At 62.7% G+C, this 15,051-nt stretch carries 15 protein-coding genes and 1 pseudogene; 8 read left to right on the top strand and 8 right to left on the bottom strand.

All coding sequences use genetic code 11. From position 1 onward, the window contains the following. Nucleotides 1–30: 30 nt before the first annotated feature. Nucleotides 31–246, top strand: a pseudogene (locus RCCGE510_RS02830) (MarR family transcriptional regulator); the annotation flags it as partial. A gap of 28 nt (nucleotides 247–274) precedes the next feature. Here the strand turns inward: RCCGE510_RS02830 and RCCGE510_RS02825 are convergent. Beyond that, nucleotides 275–1,486: an MFS transporter gene (locus RCCGE510_RS02825; protein ID WP_007626968.1), complete on the bottom strand. Its 1,212-nt coding sequence runs from the start codon at nucleotides 1,484–1,486 to the stop codon at nucleotides 275–277. A 204-nt stretch (nucleotides 1,487–1,690) separates the two neighbouring features. Between RCCGE510_RS02825 and RCCGE510_RS02820 the strand changes: the two genes are divergently transcribed. Further along, on the top strand, nucleotides 1,691–2,698 hold the full coding sequence (locus RCCGE510_RS02820; protein ID WP_007626966.1) for an asparaginase: 1,008 nt from the start codon (nucleotides 1,691–1,693) through the stop codon (nucleotides 2,696–2,698). Between the two features lie 129 nt (nucleotides 2,699–2,827). Further along, nucleotides 2,828–3,568 (top strand): hypothetical protein, encoded by a 741-nt coding sequence (locus tag RCCGE510_RS02815; RefSeq protein ID WP_007626964.1) that lies wholly within the window; start codon nucleotides 2,828–2,830, stop codon nucleotides 3,566–3,568. Here RCCGE510_RS02815 and RCCGE510_RS02810 read toward each other — a convergent pair. After that, nucleotides 3,543–4,298, bottom strand: coding sequence for a DeoR/GlpR family DNA-binding transcription regulator (locus RCCGE510_RS02810; protein ID WP_007626962.1), 756 nt, complete (start codon nucleotides 4,296–4,298; stop codon nucleotides 3,543–3,545). The two genes, RCCGE510_RS02815 and RCCGE510_RS02810, sit on opposite strands and share 26 nt — an antisense overlap. A gap of 140 nt (nucleotides 4,299–4,438) precedes the next feature. On the opposite strand from RCCGE510_RS02810, the gene RCCGE510_RS02805 reads away from it, so the two are divergent. Both RCCGE510_RS02805 and RCCGE510_RS02800 read left to right on the top strand, forming a co-directional pair. After that, nucleotides 4,439–4,795, top strand: a complete 357-nt coding sequence (locus tag RCCGE510_RS02805; RefSeq protein WP_003580304.1) for a hypothetical protein — start codon at nucleotides 4,439–4,441, stop codon at nucleotides 4,793–4,795. Nucleotides 4,796–5,084: 289 nt separating this feature from the next. Continuing rightward, the gene (locus RCCGE510_RS02800) at nucleotides 5,085–5,705 is read left to right on the top strand and encodes a glutathione S-transferase family protein (protein ID WP_007626957.1); all 621 of its coding nucleotides are present in this window, start codon (nucleotides 5,085–5,087) and stop codon (nucleotides 5,703–5,705) included. On the opposite strand, the gene RCCGE510_RS02795 is transcribed toward RCCGE510_RS02800, so the two are convergent. Continuing rightward, nucleotides 5,690–6,055: a hypothetical protein gene (locus RCCGE510_RS02795; protein ID WP_007626955.1), complete on the bottom strand. Its 366-nt coding sequence runs from the start codon at nucleotides 6,053–6,055 to the stop codon at nucleotides 5,690–5,692. The two genes, RCCGE510_RS02800 and RCCGE510_RS02795, sit on opposite strands and share 16 nt — an antisense overlap. 70 nt (nucleotides 6,056–6,125) lie before the next feature. Then, on the bottom strand, nucleotides 6,126–6,776 hold the full coding sequence (locus RCCGE510_RS02790; RefSeq protein ID WP_007626953.1) for a glutathione S-transferase family protein: 651 nt from the start codon (nucleotides 6,774–6,776) through the stop codon (nucleotides 6,126–6,128). 391 nt (nucleotides 6,777–7,167) lie between these two features. Between RCCGE510_RS02790 and RCCGE510_RS02785 the strand changes: the two genes are divergently transcribed. Continuing rightward, nucleotides 7,168–7,689: a GNAT family protein gene (locus RCCGE510_RS02785; RefSeq protein WP_052029468.1), complete on the top strand. Its 522-nt coding sequence runs from the start codon at nucleotides 7,168–7,170 to the stop codon at nucleotides 7,687–7,689. A 98-nt stretch (nucleotides 7,690–7,787) separates the two neighbouring features. Here RCCGE510_RS02785 and RCCGE510_RS02780 read toward each other — a convergent pair whose 3' ends face one another. Next, a complete protein-coding gene (locus RCCGE510_RS02780; RefSeq protein WP_007626943.1) occupies nucleotides 7,788–7,982 on the bottom strand; it encodes a hypothetical protein in 195 nt (64 codons plus the stop codon). A gap of 113 nt (nucleotides 7,983–8,095) precedes the next feature. On the opposite strand from RCCGE510_RS02780, the gene RCCGE510_RS02775 reads away from it, so the two are divergent. After that, entirely contained in the window at nucleotides 8,096–8,992 is an 897-nt protein-coding gene (locus RCCGE510_RS02775) for a LysR substrate-binding domain-containing protein (RefSeq protein ID WP_007626941.1), read from the top strand. A 1-nt stretch (nucleotide 8,993) separates the two neighbouring features. On the opposite strand, the gene RCCGE510_RS02770 is transcribed toward RCCGE510_RS02775, so the two are convergent. Together RCCGE510_RS02770 and RCCGE510_RS02765 are read right to left on the bottom strand one after the other, a co-directional pair. Then, nucleotides 8,994–9,659, bottom strand: coding sequence for a glutathione S-transferase family protein (locus RCCGE510_RS02770; RefSeq protein WP_007626939.1), 666 nt, complete (start codon nucleotides 9,657–9,659; stop codon nucleotides 8,994–8,996). A gap of 453 nt (nucleotides 9,660–10,112) precedes the next feature. Beyond that, nucleotides 10,113–11,480: a TIGR03808 family TAT-translocated repetitive protein gene (locus RCCGE510_RS02765; RefSeq protein ID WP_007626937.1), complete on the bottom strand. Its 1,368-nt coding sequence runs from the start codon at nucleotides 11,478–11,480 to the stop codon at nucleotides 10,113–10,115. Between the two features lie 255 nt (nucleotides 11,481–11,735). Between RCCGE510_RS02765 and RCCGE510_RS02760 the strand changes: the two genes are divergently transcribed. Continuing rightward, a complete protein-coding gene (locus tag RCCGE510_RS02760; RefSeq protein ID WP_007626935.1) occupies nucleotides 11,736–14,033 on the top strand; it encodes an EAL domain-containing protein in 2,298 nt (765 codons plus the stop codon). Nucleotides 14,034–14,036: 3 nt separating this feature from the next. Here the strand turns inward: RCCGE510_RS02760 and RCCGE510_RS02755 are convergent, their stop codons facing one another. Next, nucleotides 14,037–15,008, bottom strand: a complete 972-nt coding sequence (locus RCCGE510_RS02755; protein ID WP_007626934.1) for a glycerophosphodiester phosphodiesterase family protein — start codon at nucleotides 15,006–15,008, stop codon at nucleotides 14,037–14,039. Nucleotides 15,009–15,051 lie beyond the last annotated feature (43 nt).

Below are 15,051 nucleotides of genomic sequence, written 5' to 3'. Positions count from 1 at the left end.
TGGCGAAGGATAATTTTCCAAGTTAGCGCCCGCGAGGGTTATATGGCCGACAGCTGGCGAGAACAGGACGGCACTTTCATGCTGGTCGAATACCACTGCTCGATCTGCGCCGCCGCGTCTGCCTGCGCCGGCTTCTGCCGCTCCGAACTCGAAACCTTCCGCACCGCCCTCGGCGCCGACGTCGAGCGCAGCGAACACATCCTGCTCGGCGCCCGCCGCTGCGCCTATCGCATCACGCCGCGTTGAGCGATACCGCTCGCAAGCCGTTTGCGCTTCAAGCCGGCTGCCGTGCCTGCCGCCTGCTGCTTTCGAGATAGAGCAAGGTTGCGATCGATGCGAGACCGGCGGCAGCGCCGACGAAGGCGGTTCCGGAATAATCGGTGATCGCAGTGCCGGAGGCGAAGAGCCCGGCGGCGATACCAGTGCCGATGAAGGTATTGAGCGAGATCAGCGAGGTTCCGAGACCCGGCCGGTCTGCGATCAGGTCCTGGAGATAGGTTATAGGCACGCTGAGGATTGCCGCCGCTCCGCAGGCGTTGAGGAGGAGCAGCGCATAGATGTGCCAGGGCGCCGAGGCAAATCCGAGCAGCAGCAGGTAGCAGCAGTAGATCAGCGCGCCCAAGGCGAGCACATGCACGGTACGGAACCGCCGTTGCGCCATGCCCCACATCACCATGAACGGCATTTCGAGAAAGGCCGTCAACCCGGCGATGAAGCCGACATCGACCACGCTTCCGCCGGCCGCATGGGTGATGATCAGCGGCAGCAGCATGCTGTTGAGCCGCTGCAGCCCGAAGAGCAGCGCCATGACGATGACGCGCGAAAGCACATAAGGCATGAAGATCCGCTTCAGCGATGCAAAGAAGCCGGGCTGATCGGGGGAGGGACCGGCAGTGCCGTTTCCGGGCGCGAAGAAGAAATACAGGCAGAAACAGGTGAGGCTTGCGAAGGCGGCAATTCCATAGGCCGGCGTCATCGACGGCGAGTTGACGAGATAGAGGCCGATCATCCCCGGCGCCAGCGCCCATGAGCCGGAAAACAGCGCCCGCACCGTTGCGGTGATCCCCGCCGCCTGGCCGCGATCCATCTGGTTGGTCCTGGCGCGCAGGCTGGCAAACAGCAGCGAATAGCTGGAGTTGCTCATCGGCACCAGCAACAGCGTCGAAACGATGAAGACGGCGGGGCTGTGAAAGATCGCGATCGACCCGAAGCCGAGCATGCCGGCGACCGACAGCCCCAGCACCAGCGGTCGCCGCTCTTTCAGCCTATCCGACCAGATGCCGAGCGTCAGGCTCGTCGTCACGTTGACGATCGCCGAGAAGAAGATCAGCGCCGAATAGGTGCCGTTGCTCAAGCCCAGTTCGTTGATCCCAATGATCGACTGATAGGGCGCGGTCGAAGCATAGGTGAAGGCGAGCGCGACGAGCGTCACGGTTGGAATGCGGATCCTTCTGTCGCGAAGGATCAAGGAAATGGTGGAAGACATGAGGCGGTTCCTGATGCACCACCTTTAGCCGCTTCGGACATATCAGAAAAACGATAGTTTTCGATCGCATCCGTCAATTCGTGTGATGGGTGCTTAGATGCTGTGATCGCGGACACCCGAGCCGGGACAAAGCGCGAATGCCGTTGGCTTTCGCCGCATGACGCGTTATGCCTCCCTCGTTCCTCAGCATCCGGATGAAAGCCCATGACCAATCCCGTCACCGTCGAAGTCACCCGTGGCCTGCTCGTTGAAAGCCGCCATCGCGGCTCGGTGGCTGTTGTCGATGGCGACGGCAAGCTGGTCTTTTCGCTCGGCGATATCGAAGCCGCCGTTTTCCCGCGCTCGGCCTGCAAGGCGATGCAGGCCCTGCCGCTCGTCGAGAGCGGTGCGGCCGACGCCTATGGTTTCGGCGACAGGGAACTGGCACTCGCCTGCTCCTCGCACAATGGCGAGGACGAACATGTAACGGTCGTAGCCTCGATGCTCGCGCGCGCCGGCCGAGATGTCGAAACGCTGGAATGCGGCGCTCACTGGTCTTCCAGCCAGAAGACTCTCATCCATCAGGCCCGCACGCTCGATGCGCCGAACGCGCTGCACAACAACTGCTCCGGCAAACATGCAGGATTCGTCTGTGCCTGCTGCCATCAGGGCGTCGATCCGAAAGGTTATGTCGGCTACCAGCATCCGCTGCAAGTTGAGCTTCGCGATGTAATGGAAAGCCTGACGGGTGCAGCACTCGGCACCGATAATTGCGGCATCGACGGCTGCTCCATTCCGACCTATGCCGTGCCTCTGCGCGGCCTTGCGCACGGTTTTGGGAAAATGACGACGGGCAACGGCCTGCAATCCTCACGCGCCAAGGCCTCCCGCCGCCTTGTCGATGCCTGCATGGCCGAACCCTTCTATGTCGCGGGCTCCGGCCGGGCCTGCACCGAGCTGATGCAGATCGCCCCCGGCCGTATCTTCGCCAAAACAGGCGCCGAGGGCGTCTTCTGCGCTGCCATCCCGGAAAAGGGGATCGCCATCGCGCTGAAATGCGAGGACGGCGCGACCCGCGCCGCCGAAGCCATGGTGGCGGCGACGCTTGCGCGTTTCTTCGAGAGGGGCGGCGAGGTGCATGCGGCCTTGATGGGTTTTGCTGCAAAGCCGATGCGCAATTGGAACGGCATCCATGTCGGCGATGTCAATGTCACCTCGGTATTGGCCGGGTGACTGCCAGTCGCATATATAAGTTACTAAAAAATAAGAATTACCTAATATAAAAGAAGCTACGTCCTGCGATCGCGGATGCGCCCCTTCGCGGCGACGTGAGCACGCTCCTGAAAGCCGTGGGGGCAGGGCATGTTTGCAGGCCGCTATCTGTGGTGGATGTTGATGGGCATCGGCATCTTCATGTTCGCCGCGTTGAGCCTCGATTATATCACCTGGCTCACTATCCAGCTGTCAGGCTGCGGTGATATGGCCGACGCCTGCGAACCGGCCATCCGGTTGATATCGGGCGTGCTCAAGCACGCCTGCATCTGGACCGCCATCGGCGTGCTCTTCATAGCCACGTTCATCCGCCTTCACTATCTGTCGCTCATCTGGTTCTGGGGGCCTGTGGTGGCCGTCTGGTTCGTCGCCTCCACGCCGACCCTCCTCTTTCTCTCGGCCGATGCGGCGGCTTTGACGCTGCCGGCTATCGTGGCGGCGCTGCCCGTTGCCCTCCTGTTTCTGGTGGCCTTCATTGTCTGTCTCATGGTTCCCCTCGAGGATGGCAACGCGCGCCCGCTCGCGGCCTCGGCACCGCTGCGCCTTGCGGTGCGCCTGACGGCGCTCTATGGCGCGCTTGCCGCAACAGCCTTCATGCCTGAACTATCGCGAATAGCCGGAACCCTGTTCGATATGCCCGCCCTCGCCGTCGTCATCGCGCTGGCGCAGCCGCGCTTGCAGACGATGCTCACCCTCGGAACCGGCAACATGGCGCCGGCCTATGCCATGCTGGCGCTGTTCATCGCGGCCCTTGCATCAAACCTCTTTCCGCGCACTGTGGGGCATACTCCGGCCCGCAGCACCATCATGTTGCGGCGATTGCGGCGTTGAGATCGCGATAGGGCTTCAGCCGCTCGTCCGCCATTTCCGCCGGCACGATCAGCCCCGACACCTCCGAAACTCCGAGAACGGGGCAGGGCGAGACGAGATCGAACTTCTCCTCCGTCAGCAGCACATGCGTCTCGGCCGAGCAGCGGGCGATATGCCGCTTGATCGCCGCCTCCTCGAAATCGCCGGTGGAAAGCCCATGCACCGGATGGGCAGCGGTGACGCCGAGGAAAAACAGATCGGGGCGCAGCTGCGAGATCGCCGCCGCCGCTGCCGCGCCCGTTGCCACCATCGAATGTTTGTAGAGCCGGCCGCCGGTCAGGATCACCTCGGCCGTCGGGTGGTGCTCGAGTTCGGCGGCAATCGTCGGGCTGTGGGTCGCCACCGTCAGCGGCATGTCGCGCGGCAAGTGCCGGGCGATCTCAGCCGTCGTCGTGCCGCCGTCGAGGAAGATCATCTGTCCGGGCTTCACCATCGCCGCAGCAGCAGCTCCGAGGCGGGCCTTGATCTCTGAGGAGACGCTGGCCCGCGCGGTGAAATCCGGCAGGTCGGGCGCCAGCGGCATCGCGCCGCCATGCACCCGTTTCAACAGCCCCTCCGCCGCCATTTCCCGGAGATCCCGGCGGATCGTGTCTTCCGAAAGAGAAAAATCCTCGGCGACGCGCTTGGCGACCACCTGGCCGTCACGGCGCAATATGTCGAGGATGAGGGTTTTGCGTTGTGTTGTCAGCATGGGTTCTTTGCACGAAATTAAACATAATAGCCCGATATTGCACGAATTGACTCGACATTCAAGAAATATCGTGCATTTTCACGAAATCCCGTGCATGAAGCCGGGAGTGCTCCCGCAGAAGCGGAGCGATGGAGTGGATGATGTTGATTTTGATTGCCGGCCCCTATCGGTCCGGAACCGGCGATGACCCGGAAAAAATGGCCGCCAACCTGAAGCGGCTGGAACAACCCTCGCACGCGCTGTTTGCGGCCGGCCATGTGCCGATGATCGGCGAATGGGTGGCGCTGCCGATCTGGCACGCCGCCGGCGGCAAGTCGGTCGGCGATGCGCTCTACGAGGAGATCTTCCACCCGGTCGCCGGCCGGCTGCTGCAACTCTGCGAAGGCGTGCTTCGTCTGCCGGGCGATTCCAAAGGCGCCGATAACGACGTGCGCATCGCCAGGGAACGCGGCATCCCGGTCTGGCACCGGCTGGAAGACGTGCCGGGTTGCGGTTAAGGCGCGAGTTTTTGCCAGCAAGATGCCCCTCACCCTAACCCGACCGGGGTCGAGCCACTCGTCTCGACCCGTCCTTCGGACCCCCGTAAACGGGGCGAGGGGACGTGCCCTGCGAGAGGTTTGCGGGGGATTGTGAGGGCGCGGCATAATCCCTTCTCCCCGTCAGAACGGGGAGAAGGTGCCGGCAGGCGGATGAGGGGCGACCCGACCCAGAGACAAAACCCAATCTCCCCAGTTCCGGCGCACCCATCCCTGCGCTATATCACGTGCCGAAAGGGAGTGGACCACCATGCTGACTTTGTATTACGCGCCGGGAACCTGCGCGCTCGCAAGCCTTATTGCCCTTGAGGAATCGGGCCTCGCCTTCGAAACGAGGAAGCTCAGCTTCGCCAATGGCGAACAGCGTTCGCCGGATTATTTGAAGATCAACCCGAAGGGCCGCGTGCCCGCACTTGTTACCGAGCGCGGCGTGCTGACGGAAACACCGGCGATCCTCGGTTTTGTCGCGGAAAGCGCGCCGGCCGCCAAACTGGCGCCGCTCGGCGATGCCTTCGAAATGGCGCGGCTGCAATCCTTCAACAGCTATCTCTGCTCGACCGTGCATGTGAACCATGCCCATCGCCCGCGCGGTTCCCGCTGGGCCGACGATCAGGCGGCAATCGAGGCGATGAAGGCGAAGGTGCCTGAGAATATGGCGGATTGTTTCACCCTGATCGAAGAGACGATGTTCAAAGGCCCGTGGGTGATGGGTGAGACCTATTCGCTCGCCGATCCCTATCTTTTCGTCATGGCCGGCTGGCTGCCGTCCGACGGCGTCGATCCGGCCCGCTTCGCAAAGGTGAGCGACCACCACGCCCGCATGCTGCAGCGCCCGGCCGTCCAGCGGGCGCTGGCCTACGATCGGGGCTGATATCCGAAACGGGCAGCAAGCTTCCTCGGCGCCCGGAACAGCCAGGCGCCGATGAGCCGCAATCGTAATTCCTCGTCGCCGATCACGGCGGCGCGCACCGGCAGATGCGGCCAGCCGATATAATGCGCGGTCTGGAAATAGACATCGGGCGCCATTTCGAGCAGATGATCCTTGTCGTCCAGACCGATCGAGATCACAATCGTCTCGGCGTCCTTCACCGCGACGAAGCTCCTTCCGGCGACCTTCAGCGCCGGGTTGCCATAAGAGGTGCTTTCCTCGACATCGAGCAAACCTGCTTCCGCAGCCAGCCGCTTGAGGCGCTCAAAAATTGCATCGACGTCGCCGGCCATTGTCTCGCCATCCCCTCATATTGATCAGAAGCCTGGAACTACATCCGCTCCGGACAGAAGCCGATCCTTGTCAGCCGGCCGACGCGGCGGTGAAAACCGCCAGTTGCGCGGCGAAAGCACGTTTGTAGGCGGGCCGCCCTTCGCCGCGGGCGACATAGGCGGCAAGGTTTTTATATTCCTCCAATATCCCAGATCCTTGCAACCTGCGCAGCACCGACACCATCAGCAAGTCGCCGGCGCTGAACGCACCATCGAGCCAGTCAGCATCACCAAGTCGAGCCGAAAGGCTCCCCAGCCGTTTTCGAATGCTGTCCCCGAGGACGCGCAGGCGCTGCTCGTACCAAGGTTCGTCGCGCTCGAGGATCGTGGCGAGGCTGCGCTCGAAGATCGGCGGCTCCACCGTGTCGAGTGCGGCAAACATCCACGCGATCGCGCGCGCCCGGGCATTGGCATCGTTTGGCAGCAGGACCGCATGACGCTCGGCGATATGAAACACGATCGCCCCGGACTCGAACAGAGCGAGATCGCCTTCTTCATAGGTCGGAATCTGCCCGAATGGATGAAGTGCCAGATGCGCGGGTTCCTTCATCGCCTTGAACGAAACAAGGCGAACCTCGTAAGGCTGCCCCGCCTCTTCGAGCGCCCAGCGAACGCGCATGTCGCGCGCCAGACCCCGGCCGCGATCCGGCGAGCGTTCAAAGGCGGTAATGGTAATCGTCATCGCTTCCTCCAGATGTAAGGCGTCATGCAGTGGCTTGAAGACGGCTGGCGAAACGAAATTCCGACACCGATGCTCGCGATAATCCTCGCTGGCCGGATCAATTCGGCGCGGCAAGCCTCGCAACTATCGCCAGATCCCTCTGCCATCGCAATCGCGAACACCACATCAGGCGATCTGCAAAGCCTGGACAATCACCCAGGTCCGCTTCAGTATCGATCCGCACCGGTCCGTTCCGGGTTTAACAGGAGAATGCCTTTGTTTGCCGTCGCAAAACAGTCAGAACGCACCGGCCGGAGCGGGCGAGACAGACACGGCTTCAACTAGCCAAGCAGTTCCAGCAAAAGGCGCAGCAGTTTTGCGTCCGGAATCTGTAAGAAATGCTCTAGTCTCGCTGCTCGGCCTTGACGCGCCAAAGCGGCGCACGCCCAATGTCGAGAAGAATGTGATCATCGAACTCACTGCTCATGATTTCGCCGCGTTGCTGAAAGGCGCTGCGCCCGGAGATACACGTCTGGTTCCAGATAGCGCCATCGCGCCCCCGGAAGTGCTCGAGATGCTGGCCAGTATTGCGATCGCGGTCGGCGCCGAATTCACGCCCTCCGCCTGGATGATTGTCGAGGACGGCGAGATCGTCGGACTATGCTCCGTCATCCGCATGCCTGAGAACGGCGAAATCCACATCGGCTATGGAGTAGCGCCCACCCGCGAGCGGCGTGGATGCGTCACCCGCGCCATAGCGCAATTGCTCGATTGGGCCCGGAACGACCCCCGCGTGACATGCATTTCGGCCGATACCGTGGCGGGAAACATCGCCTCGCAGCGTGTCCTCGAACGCAACGGCTTCATCCGTACCGGGGAGCGCATTGATCCGGAAGACGGTCCAGTGATTTGCTGGCAGGCATCGATTGACTGAGGCAAGTCGCCCAAGCAAAGCGCGTCGCGTCAGTCGTGTGACGCGACCCGCTTCAGTCCTTTGTTTTGTGCATGTCGTTATCCCGAACCGCTGCACCGTTACGCGCATTTCGCCAGCGGCGGTTTGGCCTCGGCGGCAACGCCGGTGTCGGTTTCGAGCGGCAGGTCGGCAAGTTCGCGCATCGACATGCGCTCGACCTCGGGATGCCGCAGCGGATCGTGCTTCCAGGCCAGGGCAGTGTCCGCGCCGCTCACGGCAAGAGCAGGCTTCAAGAAAAACTTCAGCAACGACATGGCATGTCTCGCTTTCTCCAGCGGTGCGGGGTTCGTCACCGCAGGCTGTAATGTCTGCTCCACCATGCGGATTTTCAATTGAGATTAATAGGGCGCTGCTATAGAAAAACTATATGCGGAATCTGAACACGATCCATCTCAACGGCCTCAGGGCGCTCGACGCCGTCGGTCGTCTCGGCTCGCTGCAGGCGGCGGCCGATGAGCTCGGCGTCTCGGTCGGTGCTGTCAGCCAGCAGGTGATCAAGGCCGAAGCCCAGCTTGGCCAGGTGATCTTCGAGCGCACTGCCCGGGGAATGATCGCCACCGAAGCCGGCCGGCCGGTGCTTCTGGCGCTCGACGAGGGTTTTGCCCGCCTCTCGGCGGCGGTGTCGATTGCAAGCCGCAAGGACGATACGATCCTGACCATTTCGGTGGCGCCGGTTTTCGCCGCCCGCTGGCTCGTCTACCGGCTCGATCGTTTTGCCGAGCGTCATCCCGATATCAAGCTGCGGCTCGATGCAACGACCAATCTCGTCAACCCGGCACTTTGCGACGTCGATATCGGCATCCGCGTCGGCACCGGCAAATGGCCTGATGTGAAGGCCGAACTTCTGCTGGAGCAGGAGGTCTTTCCGGTCTGTTCTCCCGAGATGGCGGCGAGATTGCAAGACCCTGCCGATATCCTGGCGCTGCCTGCCGTCGTCGACGGCCGCGCCATGTTCACCTGGGAGGTCTGGATGCGCGAGGCGGGGCTATCGGGCGCGACACCCGCGACGCGCCACGTCTTCAACGACGCCTCGCTCTGCCTCGATGCGGCGATCGCCGGGCAGGGCGTCATGCTGGCCTGGCAGACGCTGGCCGCCTTTGCGCTCGCCGAAGGCCGGCTCGCCGCCCCCTTCGGCATTCGCGCCCGAACCGGCTTCGGCCATTATTTCGTCACTGCCGAAAGCGCACGCGAGCCGAAGAAGGTGAGGGATTTCAAAGCCTGGATACGTGAGGAAATGGCCGGTACCCTGGCGCTGTTCCGGTAACTCAGACCTCGGCCGGCTCTTGGCTGCGGCCCGCCTGCATCGCCTTGTAGGCCGGGCGAGACTGGCAGCGCTCGATCCATGCCTTGATGTTGGGATGCGCGTTGAAAACCGCCTCCTCGCTCTGGGCGTAGCGCAGCACCTCGGCGATGTTGAGATCGGCAACAGTGAAGCGGTCGCCGACGATCCACTGCCGGCCGGCAAGGTGGCTTTCGAGAGCCGCGAACGGCCGCCGCAGCGCGCGGCAGGCGGCGGCGATTACCTGCTTGCCCTCGTCGCTGTTTTCCAGGCCGTTATCATAGGTCAGGACGATTCTTACCGTCTCCGGTTCGACCTGCGAGGCCGCCCAGATCGACCACATCGTCAACAATCCGTCTTCTTCGACGGTTTGTCCGGAAAGCGGTCCGCCATGCTTGCGGGCGAGGTAGAGATTGATCGCCAGCGACTCGTGCATGACGAGCTCGCCATCCCTGATGCTGGGGATCTGCGACATCGGATTGACGTTGGCGAAATCCGCTGAATGGGTGTTGAGCGGCGCCTCTGATGCCAGCGGGTCTGCGAGCCGCCTGGCCTGCAGCACCGGCACCGAGCGGAACTCCAGCCCAAGCTCCTCCGCCATCCAGTAGACGCGCGAGGCGCGTGACCGATAAACTCCGTAGATTGTCAGCATGACCGTATCCCCTCGATATGTCCAAAGACCGTAAATGCCGGATCGGGCTGCGAGAAGTCCCTGGCGCTTATGGGATGATGAAAGCTTTTGATGCGCCAAAGCAATTCCGGTAAAAAAGTGCTCAGTTGCACAAACCGCGCGGCGGTTTTCACAGGCCGGAGGAGAGGTGAGTGCCTGACAAGCACCCAGTCGGGGGGGGCTGTCGGCCGGTGCGAGTTTGGCGGAATCGCGCCCCCACCCTCCGTCATCCTCGGCCTTGTGCCGAGGATCTATGCCCGTGGCGATTGATCGATACGGTGCAGATGCTCGGCACAAGGCCGAGCATGACGGAGCAAGGGGCGGGGGAAGGAACCACTCACCGCGCTGACGTCCGTGTCAGGAATGCTATCTGCGAGCGAAACTAAGCAACGTCGGTCGCGGCATAGAGCACATTTCCATGAGTCGGGAAGCTCGTCACGAGACGCGGTTTCTCTCAACGGTCAGTTGCGCATAGGGCGAGCCGCCGCCGGCCATCTCGGCCGACACTTTCTTCTCCCACTGGAAGCCTAAAACCGCGCCTTCCGTGGTTTCCTGGAAGATGTTGTCGGTGATGACGGCAGTGCCGGCGCCATCTGCGACCGAGACGGCGCATCCCACCGGCGCCTTGCGCACCACATTGCCGCTGACGACGACGTTGCGGAGATAGGGACCCCAGCCGATTTGCATTCCCCAGCGCGGCGCGCCTTCGATCACATTGCCCGAGATCAGCGTATCGGCCTCCGCCGCGATGCCGATGCCGAAACCGACCTCGTGCTGGTAGGGCCCTTTCAGCGTCAGGTTGCGCACGACATTGCCGGTGACGCTTGCCAGCCTGCCGCCCTCGTCGAAATTGGCGATCGAGATGCCGTTTGCCGCGCCGTCGATCATGTTGGCGGAAACGACGGCGCCCTCGAAAGCGAATTCGACATAGATCGCCGTCTCGCCGGATCGCCGGCACTGGTTGCTGCTGATCTGGATGTCCGAGGCCGAATTGGCGCGGACCGCCGTGAAGGCGCAGTCGGAAATGTGGTTATTCACCACCATCACCCCGTCGGCACGGAAGATATTGATGCCGTTGCCGTTTTCGCCGGTGCCGCCGTCATTGGCGCGAATGTTGGAGATGCGGTTGCCGGAAACGACTGTGCCGTCCTCCGCCTTCTTCCAGCGATGCACCAGAATGCCGCCATTGCCGCAATCGGAAATCGTATTGCCGGTGACCGAAAGATTGGCGGAATCGACCGCATAAAGCCCGGATTGCGCAGCGCCGGAAATACGGCTGCGCTCGATCCGCCCGCCGCAGCGCTCCAGCTGCAGGCCATGTTTGCGGCTGCCGCCGATCTCGCAGTTGTCGATCAGCACCTCGTCGACGCCGGTAAATTGCAACAGACCGCCGGCGTAGTCGCCGAGCGAGCGATTGCCGCCGTCGATGACGAGATTGGAAAGCTCGATGCGGCGCACGTTCTCGGCCGAAAACAGCTGGCCTTCGCCGGTATAGACGATCCGCGAGGCGCCGGGCACGCCCGATATGCGCGTATTGTCGGGCAGGGCCAGGTTGGAGATCCGGTAGGTGCCGGGCGGCAGGAAGACCGGCACGTTTTCGCGCGCCGCCTGTTTGATCATCTGCTCCAGGTTGCGGTTTTTGCGGTCGCCGCTTTCGGGAATGGCGCGATATTCCGCCGCGTCGATCGCCCCGCGCAGATTGGGCTCGGCTGTCGCCGTCCGCGGCGAGGCCAGCGCACGCGATGCCCCGCCCGCAACCGCTGAGGCGGCGAGAAAGAGCAGCATATCGCGGCGTGAAGGCATCTAGGGCTTTCTGATCATGGCGTGTTCATTCATGTCCATAGCAGGAAACGTGCCAGGGGGCCTGTCTCTTTCTGGCGCAGGCGGCCCAAATTGCGCTTATGGCCATCGGTAACGGCAGGATATCGCCGCGGATTTTGTCGTCTTGTTCACCCTTTCATTTAAGCAAGCCGAAGGGAATGGGGACTACTTTGAAGGGAAATTTACGGGGTGATTATGCGGGGTGTGGGCCTTCGGCCCGCCGGGGAGAATGGCGGCATGCAGGAACCGAGTGCCAGCCGATGGGAATCGACCGATGCCCTGTCGGCCGAAACGCGGCGCATCGTCGCCGCGACGGAGGCGATGATGGCCTCGACCGCCCATCACCTTTCCGACGGCATCGAGAACCTGCGTCTCAAGGCAATCGTCCACGAACTTCCGGATTTCCTCTACGTCAAGGATCGGGACAGCCGTTTCGTCTTCGCCAATGCCGTCACCGCCAGCAGCCTCGGCCTCGAGAGCGCTGATCTGATCACCGGCAAGCGTGATTTCGACCTGTTCGATTTCGAGACGGCTCGCCGCCATTTCGATATCGAGCAGCAGATCATGGCGACGGGGCAAGCCCGCATCGACATGGAGGAAAGCTACGTCCTGCCCGGCGGCAAAAGGCCGATCTGCAGGCTGACCTCGAAGTTACCGCTGCGCAACGATCGCGGCGAGATCATCGGCCTGATCGGCGTCTCCCGTGATATCACCGAACGCAAGCTTCAGGAGGATCTCCATCGCGGTCAGGCGAAACTGCTCGAAATGATCGCCCGCAACGAGCCGTTGCCGATGATCCTCGAGGCGCTCGTGCTGATGATCGAGGAGCAACTGACGGATATCGACGGCTCAGTGCTGCTGCTCGACAGCGAAGGCACCAGACTTTACCACGGCGCGGCGCCCAACCTGCCCGGCGGCTACAGCCGCCTGATCGATGGTGTCACGATCGGTCCCAAGGTCGGCTCCTGCGGCACCGCCGCCTGGCGCGGCCAGACCGTGATCGTCGATGACGTGATGAGCGATCCGCTCTGGGAGGATTTCCGCGCGTTGATTGCCCCGTTCGGCTTCCGCTCCTGCTGGTCGACGCCGATCGCCACCGCGCAGAATAATGTGCTCGGCACCTTCGCGCTCTATTCCAGACAAGTCCGCCGCCCGACCGAGCACGAGATGACGCTGGTGGCGCTCGCCACCCACATTGCCGGCATTGCCATCGAGCGCAAGCGTGTCGATGACCGCATCCACTTCATGGCCCATCACGACGATCTGACCGGCCTGCCGAACCGTGCCTTCCTGAAGGAACGGCTGGCCAGTATCCTCGACCAGGCCCGTCGCCATAACCGCAAGGTGACCGTCGCCTATATCGATCTCGACAACTTCAAGGATATTAACGACGGCCGCGGTCACGCCGCCGGCGACGAGGTGCTGAAGGAAACCGCCGCCCGCATGGCCAACAGCGTCAGGGCATCCGATATGGTGGTGCGCCTCGGCGGCGACGAATTCCTCGTCGTGCTTGTCCACCAGTCGAGCCACGATGCCGGCATCACGCGTCGCCTGCGCGAGTTGCAGAAGGCGATCAACCGGCCGATCCGCAGCGACGGCGGCGAGATCACCGTCACTTCGAGCATCGGCGTCGCCGCCTTCCCCTTCGATGGCGCCACCTCGGAAGTGCTTCTCGCCAATGCCGACCGCGCCATGTACCGCGCCAAGGAGCTCGGCCGCAACACGTTGCAGCACCACGATGGCGGCAGTGCGCCTGTGGGAATGCCGCTCGGCGAGCAAGAGGAACTGCACCAGGCGATCACCGGCGACCAGCTTTTCCTGCAATACCAGCCACAGGTCGATGTCGCCACCGGCCGCATTACCGGGATCGAGGCGCTGGTGCGCTGGAACCATCCGGCCAAGGGCAGGGTGCCGCCGGTCAATTTCATCCCGCTTGCTGAAGAGACCGGCCTCATCGTTCCCCTCGGTCTCTGGGTGCTGAACGAGGCCTGCCGCCAGGCGCGCCAATGGCAGGATATGGGCCTGACGCCGCTGACGATCGCCGTCAACGTCTCCACCAAGCAATTCGCCGATCCGGATTTTGCCACCCATGTGGCCGAGGCGCTGGAGCGCCACCGCCTGCAATCGCGCTGGCTGGAGCTGGAGGTCACCGAAAGCGTGGTGATGCAAGATGCCGACCGCGCGCTCGCCATGATGGAATCGCTGCGGGCGCTCGGCGTGCGCCTGTCGATCGACGACTTCGGCTCCGGCTATTCCAGCCTGGCAGCACTGAAGACCTTCCCTTTCGACCGTCTGAAGATGGACCGTTCGCTGGTCGAAGCCCTGCCTGGCGATAAAACAGCCGTCGCCATTGCATCGGCGGTCATTTCGCTGGCGCAGACGCTGAAGCTTTCGGTTCTCGCCGAAGGCGTCGAAACCGACGCCCAGATGGAGTTCCTGCGTCACGCGCGCTGCGAGGAGGCGCAAGGCTATCGTTTTTCCAAGCCGGTTTCGCCAGAAGAAATTCCGGCATTGCTGCGGGCGCGAGACCTCTGAGGCTTATCTCACAAGCCTGCCGATCGCCTCGATTTCGTTCGTCCAAATGCCTGCCGCATAGTTTGGCGGCAGCCGCGCCAGGAGCGCGGGGTCGTCGATGCCGGTGGAAAAGTCGCTGCCGCGATAGGGGCCGAGCACGAAGACTTCGGTTCCAGCATCTTGCATCCGGTTGAGAAAGCGGTCCGGCCAGCCCCAGAGCCATGGCGCGATATTGATCGGCACCAGCATCATGGCGTGTTTGCAGGCCTCCGGCAGCACGCCGGTCCAGCCATAGCCGATGTAGCCGGTAAGGCAGGTCTTCAGGCTCTTGCGCGAGGCGGTCTTGAGATCGGGCACGAGCCGGCGCAGCACATCGATCGGCTCGTCGCCGCCATAGACGATGATCTCAGCCCGTCTTGTGGCCGATAGCCCGTTGAGCACGCCCGCGAGCTTTTCACCCTCGGACGGATCGCGGCTCTTGACGTTGATGAGGAAGCGCCGATCCGGAAAGGTCGACAGCACCTCGGCAAGCGTCGGCATCATGCCGATGCCGCGGCCGCGAAACGGAAACGTCTTGCCGCCATCGGCGGTATAGCCGTAGCCAATGTCGAGTTTTCGCATCTCCGCCATCGAATGTTCGCGCGTGACGCCGTGCCCGTCGGTGCGGCAGTCGAGTGTCCAATCGTGGAAGACGGCGAAAGCGCCGTCCGTCGTCGGATGCACGTCGATCTCGACAATATCGGCGCCGGCCGCAAAGCCTGCCTGCATCGAGCGGATGGTATTCTCGAGGTAATCATGTTTCGGCGGCAGCATACGGCTTGCCGTGCAGGTATCGTTCTTCAGATCGGTCTCGTCGAACCGCTGGGCGATGCCGCGATGGGCGAGCAGTTCAAGCTTTCCCGGACGATGCTCCGCCAGAAGGCTGGTATTGGCGAGGTAGATGCCGGCCGCAGCAAGCGCGATTGCACCGGCGCAATAGAAAAGCTTCCTGCCCAATGCCGCTCCTCCTGATTGCACCTGGAGATTCAACAGCTAGAAA

Origin of the sequence: Rhizobium sp. CCGE 510 (assembly GCF_000292525.1) — a bacterium.
GTDB lineage: Bacteria > Pseudomonadota > Alphaproteobacteria > Rhizobiales > Rhizobiaceae > Rhizobium.
The sequence above is the reverse complement of the archived record's forward strand: the minus strand, read 5'-3'. Positions and strand labels throughout refer to the sequence as shown.